Below are 16,130 nucleotides of genomic sequence, written 5' to 3'. Positions count from 1 at the left end.
GCGGTACCCGACCGCGCAGATCGAGGGTCGCGAGGGACCCGGTCGAGGGTTTTCCCGCCTGCCGTGAGAGCGGTCCCATCCCTACGGTCACGGAGTACCCCACCCTTGGAGGAATCTCATGAGCAGCACCCGACCGGCAGTGGTCCTCATCCACGGCGGCTTCGTCGACGGCTCCGGCTGGCGCGGCGTGTACGACCGGCTCCGCGCGCAGGGCCACCGGGTCGCCGTCGTACAGAACCCGACCGTCTCCCTGGACGGCGACGTGACCGCGGTCAAGCAGGTCCTGGACGCGATCGACGGACCGGCCGTCCTCGTCGGTCACTCGTACGGCGGGGTCGTCGTGACCGAGACCGGCACCGACGAGCGAGTCGTGGGCCTCGTCTACATCGCGGCGTTCGCCCCGGACAAGGGCGAGTCCGTCAACACCCTGATCGCCGACCCGCCGCCCGGCGCGCCGGTACCCCCGATCCTGCCGCCCCGCGACGGCTACCTCTACCTCGACCGGGACAAGTTCCACGAGTCGTTCGCCGGCGACCTGCCCGCCGACGAGGCCGCGTTCATGGCCGATTCCCAGGTGCCGTGGGGCGTCAACGCCCTGGCCGGATCGGTCACCGAACCCGCCTGGCGCGCCAAGCAGTCCTGGTACCTCGTCGCCGCCGACGACCGGATGATCCCGCCGCCCGCCCAGCGCCAGATGGCCGAACGCGCCGGCGCCACCGTCCGCGAGGTCTCGGGCAGCCACTCCGTCTACGTCTCCCAGCCCCAGGCCGTAGCCGACCTCATCCACACCGCTGTCGAGTCCCTGGCCTAGGAGATCAGCATGGGTACCAATGTCACCCGCCGCCAGGTCCTGGCGGCCGGCGCGGTCGCGGCCGGCTCAGCCGCGCTGCTGGCCACTCCGGCCGCTGCCCAGGCCGGCAAGCCGCCGAAGGTCAAGCCGACCATCGTGCTGGTCCACGGTGGGTACGCCGATTCGTCCTGCTGGAACGCGGTCATCCAGAAGCTCCAGCGTGAGGGCTACACCACGATCGCGGGCTCGAACCCGCTGCGCGGTATCCCCACCGACGCGCCGTACATCGGCAGTCTGCTGGACTCGATCGACGGCCCGGTCGTGCTGGTCGCACACTCCATGGGCGGAACCGTCATCACGAACGCGGCCGCCGGCAAGAGCAACGTCAAGGCGCTGGTCTACATCGCGGCGTTCGCGCCCGACGTGGGCGAGACGCAGGGCGAGCTGATCACCAAGTTTCCCGGCAGCCTCGTCGAGCCCGTCAGCGTCGGGATCCCCTACACGAAGGCCGACGGCACCACCGGCATCGACCTCTACCTGAGCAAGGACGGCCAGGCAGCCTTCGCCGCCGACATCTCGGCGGAGTCGTTCCGGATCCTGCAAGCCACCCAACGCCCGTTCGACGCCGACTCCTTCATCTATCCGACCACTGCCGCCGCCTGGCGAACCATCCCGTCCTGGGGCCTGGTAGCCGGCCGCGACAAGGCGATCCCACCCGCGGCCGAACGCTGGATGTACGCCCGCGGGAACTTCCGCAGGGTCGTCGAGGTACGTACCTCCTCCCATGTCGTAATGATCAGCCACCCGCAGACCACCGCGGACCTGATCCTGGAAGCCGCCCGGGCGACCTCCTGACTAGCGCAACGAACGGAAAGTAGCGCGGATCTCGGACGAGAAGAGATCGGGTTCCTCCCAGGCGGCGAAGTGGCCGCCCTTGGTTACCTCGTTGAAGTAGACGACGTTCGGGTAAGCCTTCTCGACCCAGCTGCGCGGGGTCTGCCAGATCTCGCCGGGGAAGGTGGTGAAGCCGACCGGGATCGGCACCGAGGTCGGCGGCTGGCCGACAGCACGGGCGTTCTCCTGGGTCTCCTCCCAGTAGGAGCGGGCCGCGGAGGCGCCGGTGCCGGTCAGCCAGTAGAGGGTGATGTTGTCGACCAGATGTTCCTTGGTCAGATTGCCCGAGGGTTCTCCGTCGACGAAGACGCGGGCGATCTTCAGGTAGCTGTCCGTGTCGTGGTCGATCATCCAGGCGGCCAGGGCGATCGGGGAGTCCAAGGCGGCGTAACCGATGGTCTGCGGGCGGGTCGCCTGCTCCACGAAGTAGCCGGTGCCGGATTCATGGAAGGTCGCGAGTTGGTCGAGCGCGGTCTGTTCTTCCTTGGTGGGTGGCGTCTCGCTCAGGGCCTCGGCGTCGCCCAGCGCCGGTGTCAGCAGGTTGGTGTGGATGCCGATCAGCCCGTCGAGGCCCAGGCGGCCCATCGCGTCGGTGACCTGGGAGCCGACATCACCACCCTGCGCGACGTACCGGGTGTAACCGAGGCGGTGCATCAGCTCGTCCCAGGCACGGCCGATGCGGATCGGACCCCAGCCGAGTTCGGCCGGCTCGTCGGAGAAGCCGTAGCCGGGGATGGACGGCAGCACGAGGTGGAAGGCGTCGTCGGCGCTTCCGCCGTACGCGGTCGGATCGGTGAGCGGACCGATCGTCTCGAGCAGTTCGATGACCGAGCCCGGCCAGCCGTGCGTCATGACCAGCGGCAACGCGTTCGCGTGCGGCGACTGCACGTGGATGAAGTGGATGTCGAGCCCGTCGATCTCGGTCTTGTACTGCGGAAGCTCGTTCAGCCGCGCCTCGCACCGGCGCCAGTCGTACTCGGTCGACCAGTAGCGGGCGAGCTCCTGGAGTGCCGCCAACTGCACTCCCTGCGACCGATCCCCGACGAGTTCCTTGGTCGGCCAGCGCGTCGCCTCGATCCGCCGGAGCAGTTCGTCGAGCTCCACCTGTGGTACCTCGACACGGAATGTACGGATCGCGTGCGTGCTGTCACTCATGATCGTGTCCCTCCCGGATCGCCTCCCCTGACCTGTCGATCATCCGCCCGATCCGGAACTCCATCTAGAGCGACGACGCCCTTCGCTCCATCCGCTGCAACACGGAGTCGGCGATCTCGACACCCCAGCCTGGCGCGTCGGACAGGACCACCTCGCCATTGCGGGCGACCGGGAACGGCTCGTAGACCCGCATCGACGAGGCGTCCTCGATGGTCCATTCGTGGAAGAGGTTGCAGGCCGGCATCGCCGTGACCAGATGGGCGGTGAAGATTGCCGTCAGCGATCTGCCCGACGAGTGCGGTACGCACGGGAGCCCGGCGAGGTTGGCCAGGTCGGCGACCTGGCGGGCGCGAGTGATGCCGCCGATGTAGCAGACGTCGGGCTGGATGACGTCTGCCGTACCGTCCTGGATGATCCGCCGCATGGTGTCGACGGAGAACTCCTGCTCCCCCAGCCCGACGGGGATGTCGAGAGCTGCCGCCACGCTCTTGGTGTTCTCGTACTCCCAGAACGGCACCGGCTCCTCGAAGTGCAGGTAGTCGTACTCCTCGAGCAGCCGCCCGATCCGGACCGCCTGGCCCGGTGAGTAGGCACCGTTCGCATCCGCGCTGAGCTCGATGTCGTCGCCGAGCTCCTTGCGCAGCAGGGGAACCAGCCGCCAGGTGCGGCCGGTTCGCGACTCGGCATCGCGGCCGTTGCGCTCGCCGATCTTGATCTTCACCGCGCGGAAGCCGTGCTCGGCGACGGCGGCGACCATCCGGTCGACCTCTTCCTCGGGCGTCGTGTCGCGCCGCATCCCCGAACCGTAGACCGGCACCGACGACCGGAACTTCCCGCCGAGCAACTGGTAGACCGGCTGGGACCTGGCCTTCCCCACCAGGTCCCACAACGCGGTATCGACGCCGGCCAACGCCCGGAACAGGAAGCTCCCGAAGTACTTGTACTCCGCCCGCGCGCACTCCTCGGCCAGGGTCATGACATCGAACGGGTCCCGGCCCAGGTAGTTCCGCGCGACCAGCGTGTGCAGCACCTCGCCGGTGATCCGGGCCTCGGAGTGCGCGGTCTGCCCGTACCCGACCAGGCCGTCGTCGGTAGTGACGCGGACGATGCAGCCGTGGCCGTCGAACGTCTCGATCGAGGTGATCTTGGTCAAAGCGACTCCGCCCGCGCCGGCAGCTTGTAGAACGCCCGGGCGTTCTCCGTGTAGATGTTGTCCCGCTGCTCCGCGGACAGCCTGACCTTGAAGGCATGCTGCGGATGGTCGAAGTCCCAGTGCGGGTAGTCGGTCGAGAACATCACCTTGTCGCTACCGCCGAGGTGGTCGAACACCTTCTGCAGGTCGGCCGGCCGATGCGGTTCCTCGATCGGCTGGGTCGTCACCCAGAAGTGGTCGCGCACATACTCCGACGGCCGCCGCCGTACCGAGGGAATCTCGTCGCGGAAGCGCTCCCAGTGCGTGTCCATCCGCCAGGCCAGCGACGGCAGCCACGCGAACCCGCCCTCGATCAACGCGATGCGCAGATTCGGCAACCGGTCGAACACCCCGCCGAGGATCAAGCTCGCCACATGCGCCTGGAACGCGGCAGACATCCCCGCGTGGTCCTCCAGGTAGTACGACGGCCAGCCCGCGCTGCTGATCGGTACGCCGCGAACCCCGCCGCCGTAGTGAATCCCGATCGGCAGGTCGTGCCGCGCGGCAGCCTCGTACATCTTCCAGTACCGGCGATCGCCGAGCGGCGCGGCACTACGGGCGACCAGGAGCACCTGCACGAATCCCGGATGACCGGCGAGCCGCTCGATCTCGGCGACGGCCTGCTCGCTGTGTTCGGCCGGCACGATCATGCCCGAGCGCAGCCGCGGCTCCGGCTCCAGCCATTCCTTGATCTGCCAGTCGTTGGTTGCCGCCGACAACGCCGCGGAGAACTCCGGGTCGAGCTGGCTGCCGGAGCCGCTGAGCGGACCGAGGATGCCGAACTCGACGTTCAGCCCGTCGAGATGCTGTTTCTGCATGAACCCCAGATCGGCGCCCGCGGGCAGGCCGGACGGCGGGAAGGCGTCGTAACGGGCCGGCGATCCCTTCGGGTACACGTTTCCGTTGTGCTGCCGGGATCCGAACGTCTTCAGGTGCCGGAGCCAGCGATTCGAGAGGTACGGTTCCAGGGCTCCGGGCGCCATCACGTTGTGGATGTCGCAGTCGATGATCATCTGCTTCGTCGCGGTCCGGCGTTCCGGTCGGGTTTCTGTCTGTGTCATGGAAGGCTCCTCATCGCAGCCGGTACGTTGCGTGCGCGTTGCCGGACATGATCTTTGTCTGCAGATCCCCGGAGATTCCCGCGGGCAGCGCGTCCGCGGAGTTCGCGAAATGCGCGTGCGGGTAGTCGGTGGAGAACATCAACATGTCGTCGCTGAGCAGTTGGTCGATCACGTCGAGCAGGTACTGCGGGGTGTCGGGCCGGTCGAGCGGCGCGATCGTCATCCGGACGTGGTCGCGGATCACCTCCGACGGCGGACGCTCCACCCATGGGACCTCACGACGCAGACCCTTCCAGTCCTTGTCGAACCGCCACATCATCGGCGGCAGCCAGGCGAACCCGCCCTCGATCGTGACGACCTTCAGCTCGGGGAACTCGACGAACACCCCCTCGGTGACGAAGCTCATCAGCTGGGTCTGGAACGCCAGCGGCACGTTCACGTAGTCCTCGACGAAGTACGTCGCCCAGCCGATCGGCGTCGTCGGGTTGCCGCTCAAACCGCCCGCCTGCACGCCGATCACCAGCCCGGCTTCCTGCGCGGCGCGGTAGATCGGCCAGAACCCGCGGCGCCCCAGCGGCTCCCGGCTCCGGGAAGGAACCGTCACCTGGACGAACTGCTCGTGCTCCGCCGCCCACTCGACTTCCTTCGCCGCGAAGCCCGGGTTCTGCAGCGGCAGCACGGCTGAGCCACGCAACCGCGGGTCCTGCTCCAGAAACTCGTGCAGCTGCCAGCGATTCAGCGCCCGGGCGAGCGCAGCCGCCAGGTCGTCGTTGTGGATCGAGTCGATGGCGTACGTGCAGTTCAGGATCGCGTACTGCAACTGCCACGGGTCGAGCAGCTGACCCTGGAGAAGCTCGAGGCTGGACCCGGCCGGTCCTTGCTCCGGTCGCGTGCCGTCGAGGAAGAGATTCGGCGCGTTGGACGGATAGAGGTTCGACGGCAATCCGCCCATACCCGACTCGGTGATGTAGTCACGCCACCGCGCCTCGAGATAAGGAAAGAGGTTCTTCAGGCCGGGAAGATTGATATGTACGTCGGTGTCGACCAGGTCGAGCCCGGTCCATTGCTGGGGCCGGGCGTAATTCTCAAGTTGTTGTACAGCCACTTGTGATCTCACCTTTCAAAGGTCGAGGACCAATCGGGACGACAGCGCGCGGGAAACGCAGATCATCATCGTGTCGTTGGCGGCGCGTTCGTCCTCGTCGAGAACGGAGTCGCGATGGTCCGGAACGCCTTCCAGCACAGTCGTTTGGCAGGTCCCGCAGGTGCCTTCCTCGCAGTTCGACAGGACGAAGATCCCGGCCTCGTCGACGACTTCGAGAATGGATCTGTCCGGCGGTACGACGAGCACCTCGTCGCTGTCGACGAGCTCGATCTCGAACGAGGTGTTCGGCGGTACGTCGGTCAGCGGCCGCGGCGCGAACCGTTCCACCTGCAGGGTCTTGTGCGGCCAGTGCGCACTCTTCGCCTCGACGGCCGCGATCAGCGGCTCGGGACCGCAGCAGTAGATCAACGTCCCGGGCTGCGGTTCGGCCAGGAGCTGATCCAGCTCGATCAGCCCGCGAAGGTCCTGCGGCCATTCGAGTACGCGCGCGGGATCGATCCTGCCGAGCTCGTCCCGATACGCCATCGACGCCTCGCTGCGACCGCCGTACACCAGCCGCCAGTCGGCGCCGGCCTCGTGCGCGGCCTTGATCATCGGGATGATCGGCGTAATTCCGATGCCGCCGGCAATGAACAGGTACCGCGGGGACTCGTGCAGCGGGAAGTGGTTGCGCGGCCCGGTGGCTGTCAGTACGTCGCCGGCGCGGACCCGCTCGCACAGCGCGATCGAGCCGCCGCGGCTCTCCGGCTCCCGCAGTACGGCGATGCGCCACCCGGCACGATCGTCGGGATCGCTGCACAGCGAGTACTGCCGGACGAGCCCGGGGCGGATCTCCACGTCGATGTGGCTTCCCGGGGTCCACGACGGCAGGTCCGAGCCGTCGTCGGCGACGAGCACGAGCTCCGTCACGCCGGCCGAGACCGGCGTGACGGACTGCACCCGCAACGGGATGGTCGTCTCGCCCACCATCCCGGCGGCGTCAGATATTGACAATGACATAGTCGCGATCGACCTCGACCTCGTACATCTCACCGGAGTACGGGCCGGGCTGGAAACCGGCCGCGGACAGCTCCGGATTCTTGGCCAGGGTCTCGCCCGACTCCACACCGGTCTGGTAGGCCTTGACCTTGGTCTTCGCGGGATCGAACCAGGACTGGCCGGTGGCGATCTCGAACTCCCAGCCGTGCCAGGGACAGCGGATGATCTCGCCGCGCATGACGTAGTCGTAGTTGCCCGGCTTGTCCGAGCGGACCAGCCCCGAGGTGACGCCCTCGCACATCGGGCCGCCGCCGTGCGGGCACAGGTTGCGGATCGCGTAGTAGTTGCCTTTGACGTTGAAGACGCCGATCGAGCGCTTGGCGACCTCGACCACCTTCCGGGACCCGGGCGGAATCTCGTCGACGGTAGCCACCACGTACTTGGTCACGTTGTCTCCTTATTTGATTCCGGTCATCGAGATCCCGCGGGTGAAGTACTTCTGCGCGAACACGAAGACCAGGACGGTCGGAATGATGGCCAGCGTCGCGCCGGCCATCAGCGGGCCGTACTGCGTGCTGTCCTGCGTCTGGAAGAACGCCAGGCCGACGGGGACGGTGAACTTGTTGACATCGCTGAGGTACACCAACGGGCCGAAGAAGTCGTTCCAGACGTTGACGAAGGTCAGCACCGCCAGCGTGGCCAGCGCCGGTTTCGACAGCGGCAGGATGATGCTCACGAAGATCCGGAAATGGCTCGCCCCGTCGACCAGCGCGGCTTCGTCGTACTCCTTCGGGATCGTCATGAAGAACTGCCGGAGCAGGAAGGTGCCGAACGTGTTGGCGACGATCGGCGGGACGATCAACGGGAAGTGGGTGTCGATCAGACCTGCCTTGACGTACGCCGAGTACAGCGGCAGCACCATCAGCATGTCCGGGATCATCAGCGACGCGAGCAGCAGCCCGAAGGCGGCGTCCCGGCCGCGGAACTGCAGCCGCGCGAAGCCGTAGGCACCGAGCGCGCAGACCATCAGCCGGCCGATGATCACCAGCACCGTGATGTAGGCGCTGTTGCCGAGGAACCGGATGAAGGGCAGGACGCCGTTGTTGACCAGGTACTCGTAGTTCTCGAACGTGAACGGGTTCGGGAGCAGGCGCGGGGTCAGACTGATCACGTCGCCCGGCTCCTTGAACGAGCTGGACAACATCCACACGAACGGGCCGATGGCAATCAGCGCCACGATGATGCAGCCGACGTACGTCGCCGTCGGTCCGAGGATCCGTCGCTGCCCCCTCATTGGTAGAACACCCACCTCTTCGAGAGCCGGTTCTGGATCCAGGTGACCGCGAGCAGTACGACGAAGAGCACGATCGCCAGCGCCGACGCGTAGCCCATCCGGCGCAGCGAGAACGCCTCGTACCAGAGGTGGTAGATGTAGACGTATGTGCCGTCGCCCGGTCCGCCGCCCGTCATCACCAGGATGAGCGCGAAGACCTGGAACGAGCCGATCGTCTGCAGGATCAGCAGCATGAAGATCGTCGGCGTGAGGAACGGCAGCGTCACGTGGATGAACCGGGAGAACCGGCCGGCCCCGTCGAGGGTGGCCGCTTCGATCAACGTCTCCGGCACGCCTTGCAGGCCGGCCAGGACGATGACCATGTTGAAGCCCATGTTCGCCCAGATCGCCGTCACGATCACCGCGGCCATCGCCGACGCGGGCTCACCCAGCCAGTGCGGTCCGGTGATACCGAACGACGCGAGTACTGCGTTGATGACGCCGTACTGATCGCTGAACACCCACCGGCTGATCACGCCGACCGCGACCAGCGACGTGACGTACGGCAGGAAGATCAGCGCCCGGATGACGGCCATCCCGCGGAGCCGGTTGTTCACCAGCAGGGCCAGCGCGATCCCGATGATGATCCCGACCGGGACGTAGCCGATCGTGTAGATCGCCGTGTTGATCAGGCTCTTGCCGAACAGCGGATCCTGCCCGGAGAACATCTCCTTGTAGTTGGAGACCCCGGTGAACTTGGGCGCTGCCAGGCCGTCCCAGTCGGTGAAGCTGGTGACCAGCGTCGGCAGCACCGGGATGACGTTGAACAGCAGCGTCCCGATCACGACCGGGCCGATGAACATCCAACCGCGGAGGTTGCGCCGCCGGACCCCGCGCCGCCGGACCTGATGCTCGTCGACGGGCGTCGCCACCGGCGGCGGCGCCTCGATCGTCGGTGCGGCCGTCACTTGGCCGCAACCTTCAGGTCGGGATCGGAGAGCGCTCCTCCCTTCTCGAGCAACTCCTTGCCCTTCGTCCCGTTCCAGCCGCGCTTCTTGATCTCGGCGTTGACCGCGTCCCGGCCGCGCTTGAGATAGTCGGCGGTGGCCAGTTTGCCGCTGACCAGGTTGTTCGCGTTGGTGCCCTCGACGAACGAGTCCGCCAGCGCCGTACCGATCGGTCCGCGCGGGAACGGTACGTCGACGGGCTTGCCGGCGACGTTGCCGAGCGCCTCGGCCCAGACGTTCGCGGTCTTCGGTCGCGGGTGGTCGGTGAACGCCGCGCTCTTCGCGACCTCCGTCAGCGCCGGTACGGCGAACTGGGCCTTGGCCATGACCTCCGATGCCGCCTTGCCGCACAACGCCTTCATCGCCAGGAATGCGGCCTGCGGGTCCTTCGCGGTTTTCGGGATGACCCAGGTGCGCGCGTAGTTCTTCGTCATCGCGAACAGCGGCGTCTTCGGCCAGGGCATCACGTCCCAGTCGACGTCCTTGCTGATCTGCGCACTGATGTCCATCGCCTGCCAGGTCATCGCGAGCTTGCCGGCGTTGAACAGCGGCAGGTACTCGACGTCGATGGTGGGCGCGTATCCCTCGCGGATGTACGAGACCTGCTTGTCGATCGCGTCCAGCGTCTCCGGTTTGCCGTAACCACACTCGGTCTGGTTGTTGTAGAGCGCGGTGTCACCAGCACCGTACGCAGTGGCCTGGATGGTGTTGACGGCGTACTGCAGGCCGTAGGTGTCGGTCTTGTTGCCGCTCTTCTTCGTCAGCTTCTTGACCGCGTCGTCGAACTCGTCCCAGCTCCACGCCTCGGCCCAGGACGTCGGCGCCGTCAGGCCGGCGTCGGCGAAGAGTTTCTTGTTGTAGTACAGGGCGTTGGCGCTCATCCCCGGCGTGATCGAGAACTGGTACCCCTCGACCGCGACCTTGGTGGTGAACGTCGGGCTGTACTTCGTCAGGTCGAAGCCGTTGCTGCTGTCCTGCATCATCTTGTCCAGCTGCAGGATCTTGCCGCTGGTGGCCAGGTCGTAGACCCGGTCGTCGTCGATGCGCTGCAGGTCGGCCGTAGTCCCCGAGGCGAACTGGAGCATGACGCTGGCCCAGTCGTCGCCCGGTGCGGGTTTCCAGACGATCTTGATCTTGTGTTCGTCGAGGCTCTCCTTCTGAGCAGCCGCGATCATGTCCTTGAACATCTTCTGGGTGGTCGGATCGCCCACGGAACTGAAGGTCACCTCGGTCCAGCCCGCGGGCGAACCGGACGACGAGCCGCCACACGCGGCCAGCGAGGTCCCGGCGACGCCGGCGGCGGCCAGACCGAGTCCGGATTGCAGCAATCGGCGGCGGGTGAGCAACGAGCCGGAAGTCATGAGTGTCTCCCTCGGCAAGCGGGTCGACCGGCGGGCGGCAGGAGCTCTCTACACCGATGTACTACGAGCCGGTGAGAGCTGCGAGCTATCGGTCTTGGGTGTTGCATCAGGTTGGCGCAGCACGAGAGAGCTGTCAACACTATCTGGAAGAGAACTTCCGATATGTGGAACCACTTGGCCGGACCTGGCCAGCGCGCGGCGCGCTTTATGCTGGCGCGGTGGAGAACAAGGTGTCCGGGAGTGTCCAATCCGTCGAACGGGCGTTCCACCTTCTCGAGCTACTGGCCGACAACGGCGATTCGACCCTGACCGAGCTCTCGGCGGCGATCGACGTACCGACGCCGACGACGCACCGGTTCCTGAAGACGCTGGTCTCGCTCGGGTACGTGCGCCAGTTGCCGGACCGCCGCTACGGACTCGGGATGAAGCTGACGAGGCTGGCCGGCCGGGTCGACTCGCAGCTGGCCCCGATCGTGGCGCCGCACCTGGACACGCTCGCCCGGGAGATCGGCGAGTCGGCGAATCTCGCCGTACTCGAAGGGCACATGGTCGTCTACATCGCCCAGTCACCGTCGAGGCATGCGATGCGGATGTTCACCGAGGTCGGGCATCGCGCGTACACCCACCTGACCGGCGTCGGGAAGGCGATCCTGGCCGATCTGCCCGACGAGCAGATGGCGCGGATCGCCGGCCGCGACCGACCGCAGCATCACTGATCTGACCAAGCTCCGCAAGGAACTCGGCCGGATCCGCCGTACCGGCTTTGCCACCGACAACGGCGAACAGGAACCAGGCGTCGTCTGCTACGCCGTCGCGATCCCCGACGTACCGATCTCGATGGCGATCTCGGTCTCCGGCCCCGGCTTCCGCATGACGCAGGAGCTCGGCAAGCAGGCCGTCCCGCTGCTGCTCGCAGAGGCTCGCTCGATCTCCGAAGAACTACTGGGCGTACTGGGCTGAACCTGACCTCTTGGCTGCGAGCTGGCGCATCCGGAGTGCGGAGCTGAGGAAGAAGATGCCGCCGAGGATGGCGTAGCCGCCGACGGTGGTGAGGGACGGGTCCGGGCGGCCTGCCATCAGGATGAAGCTGCTGCCGGCGAGGACCGAGATGCCGCCGCTGAGGATCATCGGCCATTGACCGCCGATGCGGTAGCGGAGGATCGCGACGATCAGCTGGACGATACCCGCGGTGATCGCCCAGGCGCCCCAGACCCGCAGCACGCTCGGAATACTGCCCGCGATCGCCAGGCCGACGGCAGCAAGCAGGCTGAGGCCCATGTTGGCGTAGAGCGGCGCCTTCGCGCGGGTGGTGCCCGAGGAGCGGAAGTCGATGACGGCCGCGGCGAGGTCGAAGAGCGGGTAGACGACGAGGAGCGCGGTGACTCCGGGACTGAGGGTCTTGGCGAGCGCGATCGTCAGGATCGCCCAGACGACGGCGAAACCGAAGCGGGCGTGGTAGAGGGTTCGCAGGGTCTTCGGCATTTCGTTGACTCCGTAGATAGAACGATCGGTCTACCCCGACCCTCCCTCTGTTGGCCGTCGTTGTCAAGACCGACCGTTCTATCTGCTAACCTCGGGGCATGTCGGAAGCACGGGCGCGACTGCTCAGCAAGGCCACCGGGCTCTTCTACGCCGAGGGCATTCACGCCGTGGGCGTCGACCGCGTCATCGGGGAGGCGCAGGTGACGCGCGCCACGCTCTACAAGCACTTCCCCAGCAAGGACGACCTGATCGTCGCGTACCTGACCCAGGCCGACGAGGCGATCCGCGCGCGGGTGCAGGCCGCACGGGCTGACGACTCGACCGCCGATGACGTGATTCGAACCGTCGGCCGGTCGATCACGGACGACATCCAGAGCGCCGGCTTCCGCGGGTGCGCGTTCCTCAATGCGGCGGCCGAGTATCCGGACCCGGCGCATCCGGTCCACCAGGCGGTCGTCAAGCACCGGGAATGGTTCCTGGAGACGATGACCGAACTGTTCTCCGGCATCGGGAAGATCGACGCGGAGCCCGCCGCCCGGCACTTCGTCATGCTCCGCGACGGAGCGATGACCGCCGGCTGCCTGTCGGATCCGAAGCCGATCTGCGAGACGTTCCTGCGCGGGATCGAAGGCCTCCTGACGTACCGCAGTCGCGAGGCGCTGTAACAACACGTCCGCCGGTCTCGATATCCCCTTGGGAGGAGTTGGGGATGCGACGCTGTGGGTACCGGCAGTCCGGACCAGATCCGTATGACGCGGATCTGGTCCGACGCCTGCGTGCGCTCCTGGCGCTCGTCCGCCGACCGGCCCCTCGCGGCTCCGATCCGGTCAAGGCCGATGACGAACTACTGGACCGTCTCTAGATCCGCTTCGTAGGCCGTCTGGAGCTCGGCACTCCACGGCTCGCGCTCGGCCGCGATGGAGTCGAGGGCCGTCTGCGGACGGGTGGCTCCGGAGATCACGGAGACGACCGGCGACGAGTGCAGCAGAGCGCTCAGTTGCAGACGTTGCAGCGACACTCCACGGTTGGCGGCGATGGCTGCCAGGTGGGGCGCCGGGATCGCCGAGCGCAGGGGTGAGTACGCGAAGAACGGGACCTCGTTGGCCTCGCACCAGGCGACGACATCGTCAGCCTCGCGGCCCATGGCGGTGTGACGATTCTGTACGGCGTCGACGCGCGCGACCGCTGTTGCGCGATCGAGCTCGGCGACCGTGACATTCGACAGGCCGATCCGCGCCAGCTTGCCCTCGTCACGGAGGGACGTCAGCGCGGCGACGCCCTCCTCCACGGGTTGGTCGGCGAGGTCGACCCGGTGGAGGTAGTAGAGATCGAGTTGCTCGCGCCCGAAGACCCGCAGGCTCGACTCGACGTCGGCCCGGATCCGGGCTGCGCTGATGTCCGCGTCCCAGGTGTCGGCGTTGATCCGGGAGTGGCCGCCCTTCGTGCCGACGATCACGCTCGTACCGTCGACGGCCTCGGCGGCAAGCTCTTCGCCGTACAGCGGATTGTCTACCTGGGCGTAGGCGCGCGCGGTGTCGAGGATCGTGGCACCGGCGGCGCGAATCGTTGCGAGGTCGGCGGTTCGGTCCCGCGGCGTCATCGAGAATCCGGCGAGACCAAGGGCAACCCGGCCGGCAAGCTCCAGCATCATTCCTCCTGTGTGTGCTGGACAGTCTGACCGTCGGCATGTGGACAACGCTGCGGTGGGTGGGTCGGTCTGGAAGACTCGGGCGAGTGACTGACTTGCGAGTTCTGTTTCTGGGTGGGACCGGGATCATCAGCTCGGCGTGCTCGTCGCGTGCCGTCGAGGTGGGGCTCGACCTGACGGTCGTGAACCGGGGCAAGACCGCGAGCCGGCCGCTGCCGGTGGAAGTGCGGCAGATCCAAGCTGACATCGAGGACACTGCGGCGTTCGCCGAGGTTGCGGGGCAGGACTTCGACGTCGTGGTCGACTGGCTGGCGTTCACGCCGGAGCAGGTGCGGGCCCGGACCGACGCGCTGCGCGGACACGTCGCTCAGTACGTGTTCATCAGCTCGGCCTCGGCGTACCAGACTCCCCCGGCCCGGCTGCCGATCACCGAGTCGACGCCGTTGCGGAACCCGCACTGGCAGTACTCGCGGAACAAGATCGCCTGCGAGGACCTGCTCACCACGCTGTACCGCGACGAGAACTTCCCGGTCACGGTCGTGCGGCCCTCGCACACGTACGACCGCACGCTGGTCCCGTTCGACGGCGGCTGGACGATCGTCGACCGGATGCGCCGCGGCGAGCCTGTCGTCGTACACGGTGACGGGAGCTCGCTGTGGACGTTGACCCACCACCGCGACTTCGCCCGCGGACTGGTCCCGCTGCTCGGCCACCCGCGCACGCTCGGCGACACCTTCCAGATCACGTCCGACGACGTCCTGACCTGGGACCAGATCGCGCACACGCTCGCGGCCGCGGCCGGTACGACGGCGCAGATCGTCCACGTCCCGTCCGACGCGATCGCCGCCGTACACCCCAACTGGGGTGACGCCCTGCTCGGCGACAAGACCCACTCGGCCGTCTTCGACAACACCAAGCTCCGCCAGGTCGTCCCGGACTTCGTCGCCACGATCCCGTTCGAGGTCGGCGCCCGCGAGATCATCGCCTGGTACGACGAAGACCCGACCCGTCAGCGGACCGACCCGGCCATCGACGAGGCGATGAACGCCTTGATCGCGCAGTACAAACTCGATCGCTGACCGTCAGTTGGTGACGATGCCGGCGACGAGGTTGATGGTTGCGGCGAGGATGACGGTTCCGAAGATGTACGAGAGCAGGCAGTGACGCAGTACGACGGAGCGGATGGCCGAGCTGGACACGCTCGTGTCGGAGACCTGGTAGGTCATGCCGAGGTTGTAGCTGAAGTAGAAGAAGTCGCGGTACGCCGGGCTCTCGTCGCTGTTGAAGTCGATCCCGCCGACCGGGTCACGGTAGTAGAGGTGCGCGTAGCGGGCGGCGTACATCATGTGCAGGACGGCCCAGTTCATGAAGACTCCGGCCAGACCGATCGCGGCGGCGACGTTCTGGCCCTGTGACCTGCCGAGAATCAGGATCAGCGCGATGACGATGACAGCGCCGCCGGCCAGCGCCACCACGAACAGCTCGTCGACGGAGGGCCGGAAATCCTCGCGGCCGACGTGCCGGCGGGTCGCGTCGGGGTCCATCGGCCACAACACGATGACCGTGCTGACGACGAACGCCGCGCCGATCACCGCGATCGCGGCGAGGATGCCGAGCGGTACACCCCAGATGACCGCGACGATCGCCCCGATGACGCAGCCAGTCAGCACGGACACGAACTGCCGCGCATTCGCAGTCATCGAGGCCCTCCGGTGATCAGTTGCTCAGAGCATCTTCCAGCCAGGGACGGAGTACGGCGGCCGGTGCCGCGCCGATGTGGGTGGCCGTCGGTTTGCCCCCGCGGAACACCATCAGGGTAGGGATCGACCGGATGTCGAAGTGCCGCGACACGTCGGGCGCCTCGTCGGCGTTGATCTTCACCAGCTTGACCTGACCGGCCTTCTCGGTGGCGAGTTGTTCGAGGACCGGGCTGACCATCCGGCATGGCCCGCACCAGGGCGCCCAGACGTCGACCAGGACCGGGATCCGGGACATCTCGACCACCTCGGCGAAGTCCTTGTCGCCGGCGTGGACCATCCACGGCAGCGGCTTGCCGCAGTTGCCGCAGACCGGTTTGCCGTCAGCGGTCGCCTGAACGCGATTCTTCTTCCCGCAGTGTGGGCACGCGATGATTTCGCTCATACCGCATTCTCACCCCTCGGCATGTCGAAAGTGGGCGCTCGG

At 67.0% G+C, this 16,130-nt stretch carries 19 protein-coding genes; 6 read left to right on the top strand and 13 right to left on the bottom strand.

What is annotated here, in order from left to right; genetic code table 11:
* The first annotated feature begins 118 nt into the window (after nucleotides 1-118).
* Nucleotides 119-811, top strand: a complete 693-nt coding sequence (locus FDA38_RS08215) for an alpha/beta fold hydrolase (protein ID WP_137253422.1) — start codon at nucleotides 119-121, stop codon at nucleotides 809-811.
* A gap of 9 nt (nucleotides 812-820) precedes the next feature.
* Nucleotides 821-1,645, top strand: a complete 825-nt coding sequence (locus FDA38_RS08210; protein ID WP_137253421.1) for an alpha/beta fold hydrolase — start codon at nucleotides 821-823, stop codon at nucleotides 1,643-1,645.
* On the opposite strand, the gene FDA38_RS08205 is transcribed toward FDA38_RS08210, so the two are convergent.
* The 9 genes from FDA38_RS08205 to FDA38_RS08165 all read right to left on the bottom strand — a co-directional run bounded on the left by FDA38_RS08205 (nucleotide 1,646) and on the right by FDA38_RS08165 (nucleotide 10,816).
* Nucleotides 1,646-2,839, bottom strand: a complete 1,194-nt coding sequence (locus FDA38_RS08205) for an epoxide hydrolase family protein (RefSeq protein WP_137253420.1) — start codon at nucleotides 2,837-2,839, stop codon at nucleotides 1,646-1,648. It abuts the gene before it with no gap.
* Between the two features lie 64 nt (nucleotides 2,840-2,903).
* Nucleotides 2,904-3,992, bottom strand: coding sequence for a mandelate racemase/muconate lactonizing enzyme family protein (locus FDA38_RS08200; protein WP_137253419.1), 1,089 nt, complete (start codon nucleotides 3,990-3,992; stop codon nucleotides 2,904-2,906).
* A complete protein-coding gene (locus FDA38_RS08195) occupies nucleotides 3,989-5,092 on the bottom strand; it encodes an amidohydrolase family protein (RefSeq protein ID WP_137253418.1) in 1,104 nt (367 codons plus the stop codon). Before FDA38_RS08195 ends, FDA38_RS08200 begins: the two co-directional genes overlap by 4 nt.
* Before the next feature lie 10 nt (nucleotides 5,093-5,102).
* Complete coding sequence (locus FDA38_RS08190) at nucleotides 5,103-6,197, bottom strand: amidohydrolase family protein (RefSeq protein ID WP_137253417.1); 1,095 nt, start codon at nucleotides 6,195-6,197, stop codon at nucleotides 5,103-5,105.
* A gap of 15 nt (nucleotides 6,198-6,212) precedes the next feature.
* The gene (locus tag FDA38_RS08185) at nucleotides 6,213-7,166 is read right to left on the bottom strand and encodes a PDR/VanB family oxidoreductase (RefSeq protein ID WP_137254184.1); all 954 of its coding nucleotides are present in this window, start codon (nucleotides 7,164-7,166) and stop codon (nucleotides 6,213-6,215) included.
* A gap of 10 nt (nucleotides 7,167-7,176) precedes the next feature.
* A complete protein-coding gene (locus FDA38_RS08180) occupies nucleotides 7,177-7,623 on the bottom strand; it encodes a Rieske (2Fe-2S) protein (protein ID WP_137253416.1) in 447 nt (148 codons plus the stop codon).
* 9 nt (nucleotides 7,624-7,632) lie between these two features.
* Entirely contained in the window at nucleotides 7,633-8,469 is an 837-nt protein-coding gene (locus FDA38_RS08175) for a carbohydrate ABC transporter permease (RefSeq protein WP_137253415.1), read from the bottom strand.
* Complete coding sequence (locus FDA38_RS08170; protein WP_137253414.1) at nucleotides 8,466-9,416, bottom strand: carbohydrate ABC transporter permease; 951 nt, start codon at nucleotides 9,414-9,416, stop codon at nucleotides 8,466-8,468. Before FDA38_RS08170 ends, FDA38_RS08175 begins: the two co-directional genes overlap by 4 nt.
* A complete protein-coding gene (locus tag FDA38_RS08165; RefSeq protein WP_137253413.1) occupies nucleotides 9,413-10,816 on the bottom strand; it encodes an extracellular solute-binding protein in 1,404 nt (467 codons plus the stop codon). The genes FDA38_RS08170 and FDA38_RS08165 overlap by 4 nt, the downstream gene beginning before the upstream one ends.
* Before the next feature lie 218 nt (nucleotides 10,817-11,034).
* Here FDA38_RS08165 and FDA38_RS42930 point away from each other — a divergent pair, with 218 nt between their 5' ends.
* Both FDA38_RS42930 and FDA38_RS42925 read left to right on the top strand, forming a co-directional pair.
* The gene (locus tag FDA38_RS42930) at nucleotides 11,035-11,532 is read left to right on the top strand and encodes an IclR family transcriptional regulator (RefSeq protein WP_233714588.1); all 498 of its coding nucleotides are present in this window, start codon (nucleotides 11,035-11,037) and stop codon (nucleotides 11,530-11,532) included.
* Nucleotides 11,474-11,776, top strand: coding sequence for an IclR family transcriptional regulator domain-containing protein (locus tag FDA38_RS42925; RefSeq protein WP_325053066.1), 303 nt, complete (start codon nucleotides 11,474-11,476; stop codon nucleotides 11,774-11,776). The genes FDA38_RS42930 and FDA38_RS42925 overlap by 59 nt, the downstream gene beginning before the upstream one ends.
* Here the strand turns inward: FDA38_RS42925 and FDA38_RS08155 are convergent.
* Nucleotides 11,756-12,298: a hypothetical protein gene (locus tag FDA38_RS08155; RefSeq protein ID WP_137253412.1), complete on the bottom strand. Its 543-nt coding sequence runs from the start codon at nucleotides 12,296-12,298 to the stop codon at nucleotides 11,756-11,758. The two genes, FDA38_RS42925 and FDA38_RS08155, sit on opposite strands and share 21 nt — an antisense overlap.
* A 98-nt stretch (nucleotides 12,299-12,396) precedes the next feature.
* Between FDA38_RS08155 and FDA38_RS08150 the strand changes: the two genes are divergently transcribed.
* Nucleotides 12,397-12,963 carry a TetR/AcrR family transcriptional regulator gene (locus FDA38_RS08150; RefSeq protein WP_137253411.1) on the top strand — a complete coding sequence of 189 codons (567 nt, stop codon included), beginning with the start codon at nucleotides 12,397-12,399 and terminating at the stop codon, nucleotides 12,961-12,963.
* 179 nt (nucleotides 12,964-13,142) lie between these two features.
* On the opposite strand, the gene FDA38_RS08145 is transcribed toward FDA38_RS08150, so the two are convergent.
* On the bottom strand, nucleotides 13,143-13,946 hold the full coding sequence (locus tag FDA38_RS08145; protein WP_170989623.1) for an aldo/keto reductase: 804 nt from the start codon (nucleotides 13,944-13,946) through the stop codon (nucleotides 13,143-13,145).
* 86 nt (nucleotides 13,947-14,032) lie between these two features.
* Here FDA38_RS08145 and FDA38_RS08140 point away from each other — a divergent pair, with 86 nt between their 5' ends.
* Nucleotides 14,033-15,025, top strand: a complete 993-nt coding sequence (locus FDA38_RS08140; protein ID WP_137253409.1) for an NAD-dependent epimerase/dehydratase family protein — start codon at nucleotides 14,033-14,035, stop codon at nucleotides 15,023-15,025.
* 3 nt (nucleotides 15,026-15,028) lie between these two features.
* Here FDA38_RS08140 and FDA38_RS08135 read toward each other — a convergent pair whose 3' ends face one another.
* Both FDA38_RS08135 and trxA read right to left on the bottom strand, forming a co-directional pair.
* Entirely contained in the window at nucleotides 15,029-15,646 is a 618-nt protein-coding gene (locus FDA38_RS08135) for a DUF1345 domain-containing protein (protein WP_137253408.1), read from the bottom strand.
* A gap of 16 nt (nucleotides 15,647-15,662) precedes the next feature.
* The gene (gene trxA, locus FDA38_RS08130; protein WP_137253407.1) at nucleotides 15,663-16,088 is read right to left on the bottom strand and encodes a thioredoxin; all 426 of its coding nucleotides are present in this window, start codon (nucleotides 16,086-16,088) and stop codon (nucleotides 15,663-15,665) included.
* Nucleotides 16,089-16,130: the final 42 nt, after the last annotated feature.

Source organism: Kribbella jiaozuonensis (assembly GCF_005233875.1).
Classification (GTDB): domain Bacteria; phylum Actinomycetota; class Actinomycetes; order Propionibacteriales; family Kribbellaceae; genus Kribbella; species Kribbella jiaozuonensis.
The sequence above is the reverse complement of the archived record's forward strand: the minus strand, read 5'-3'. Positions and strand labels throughout refer to the sequence as shown.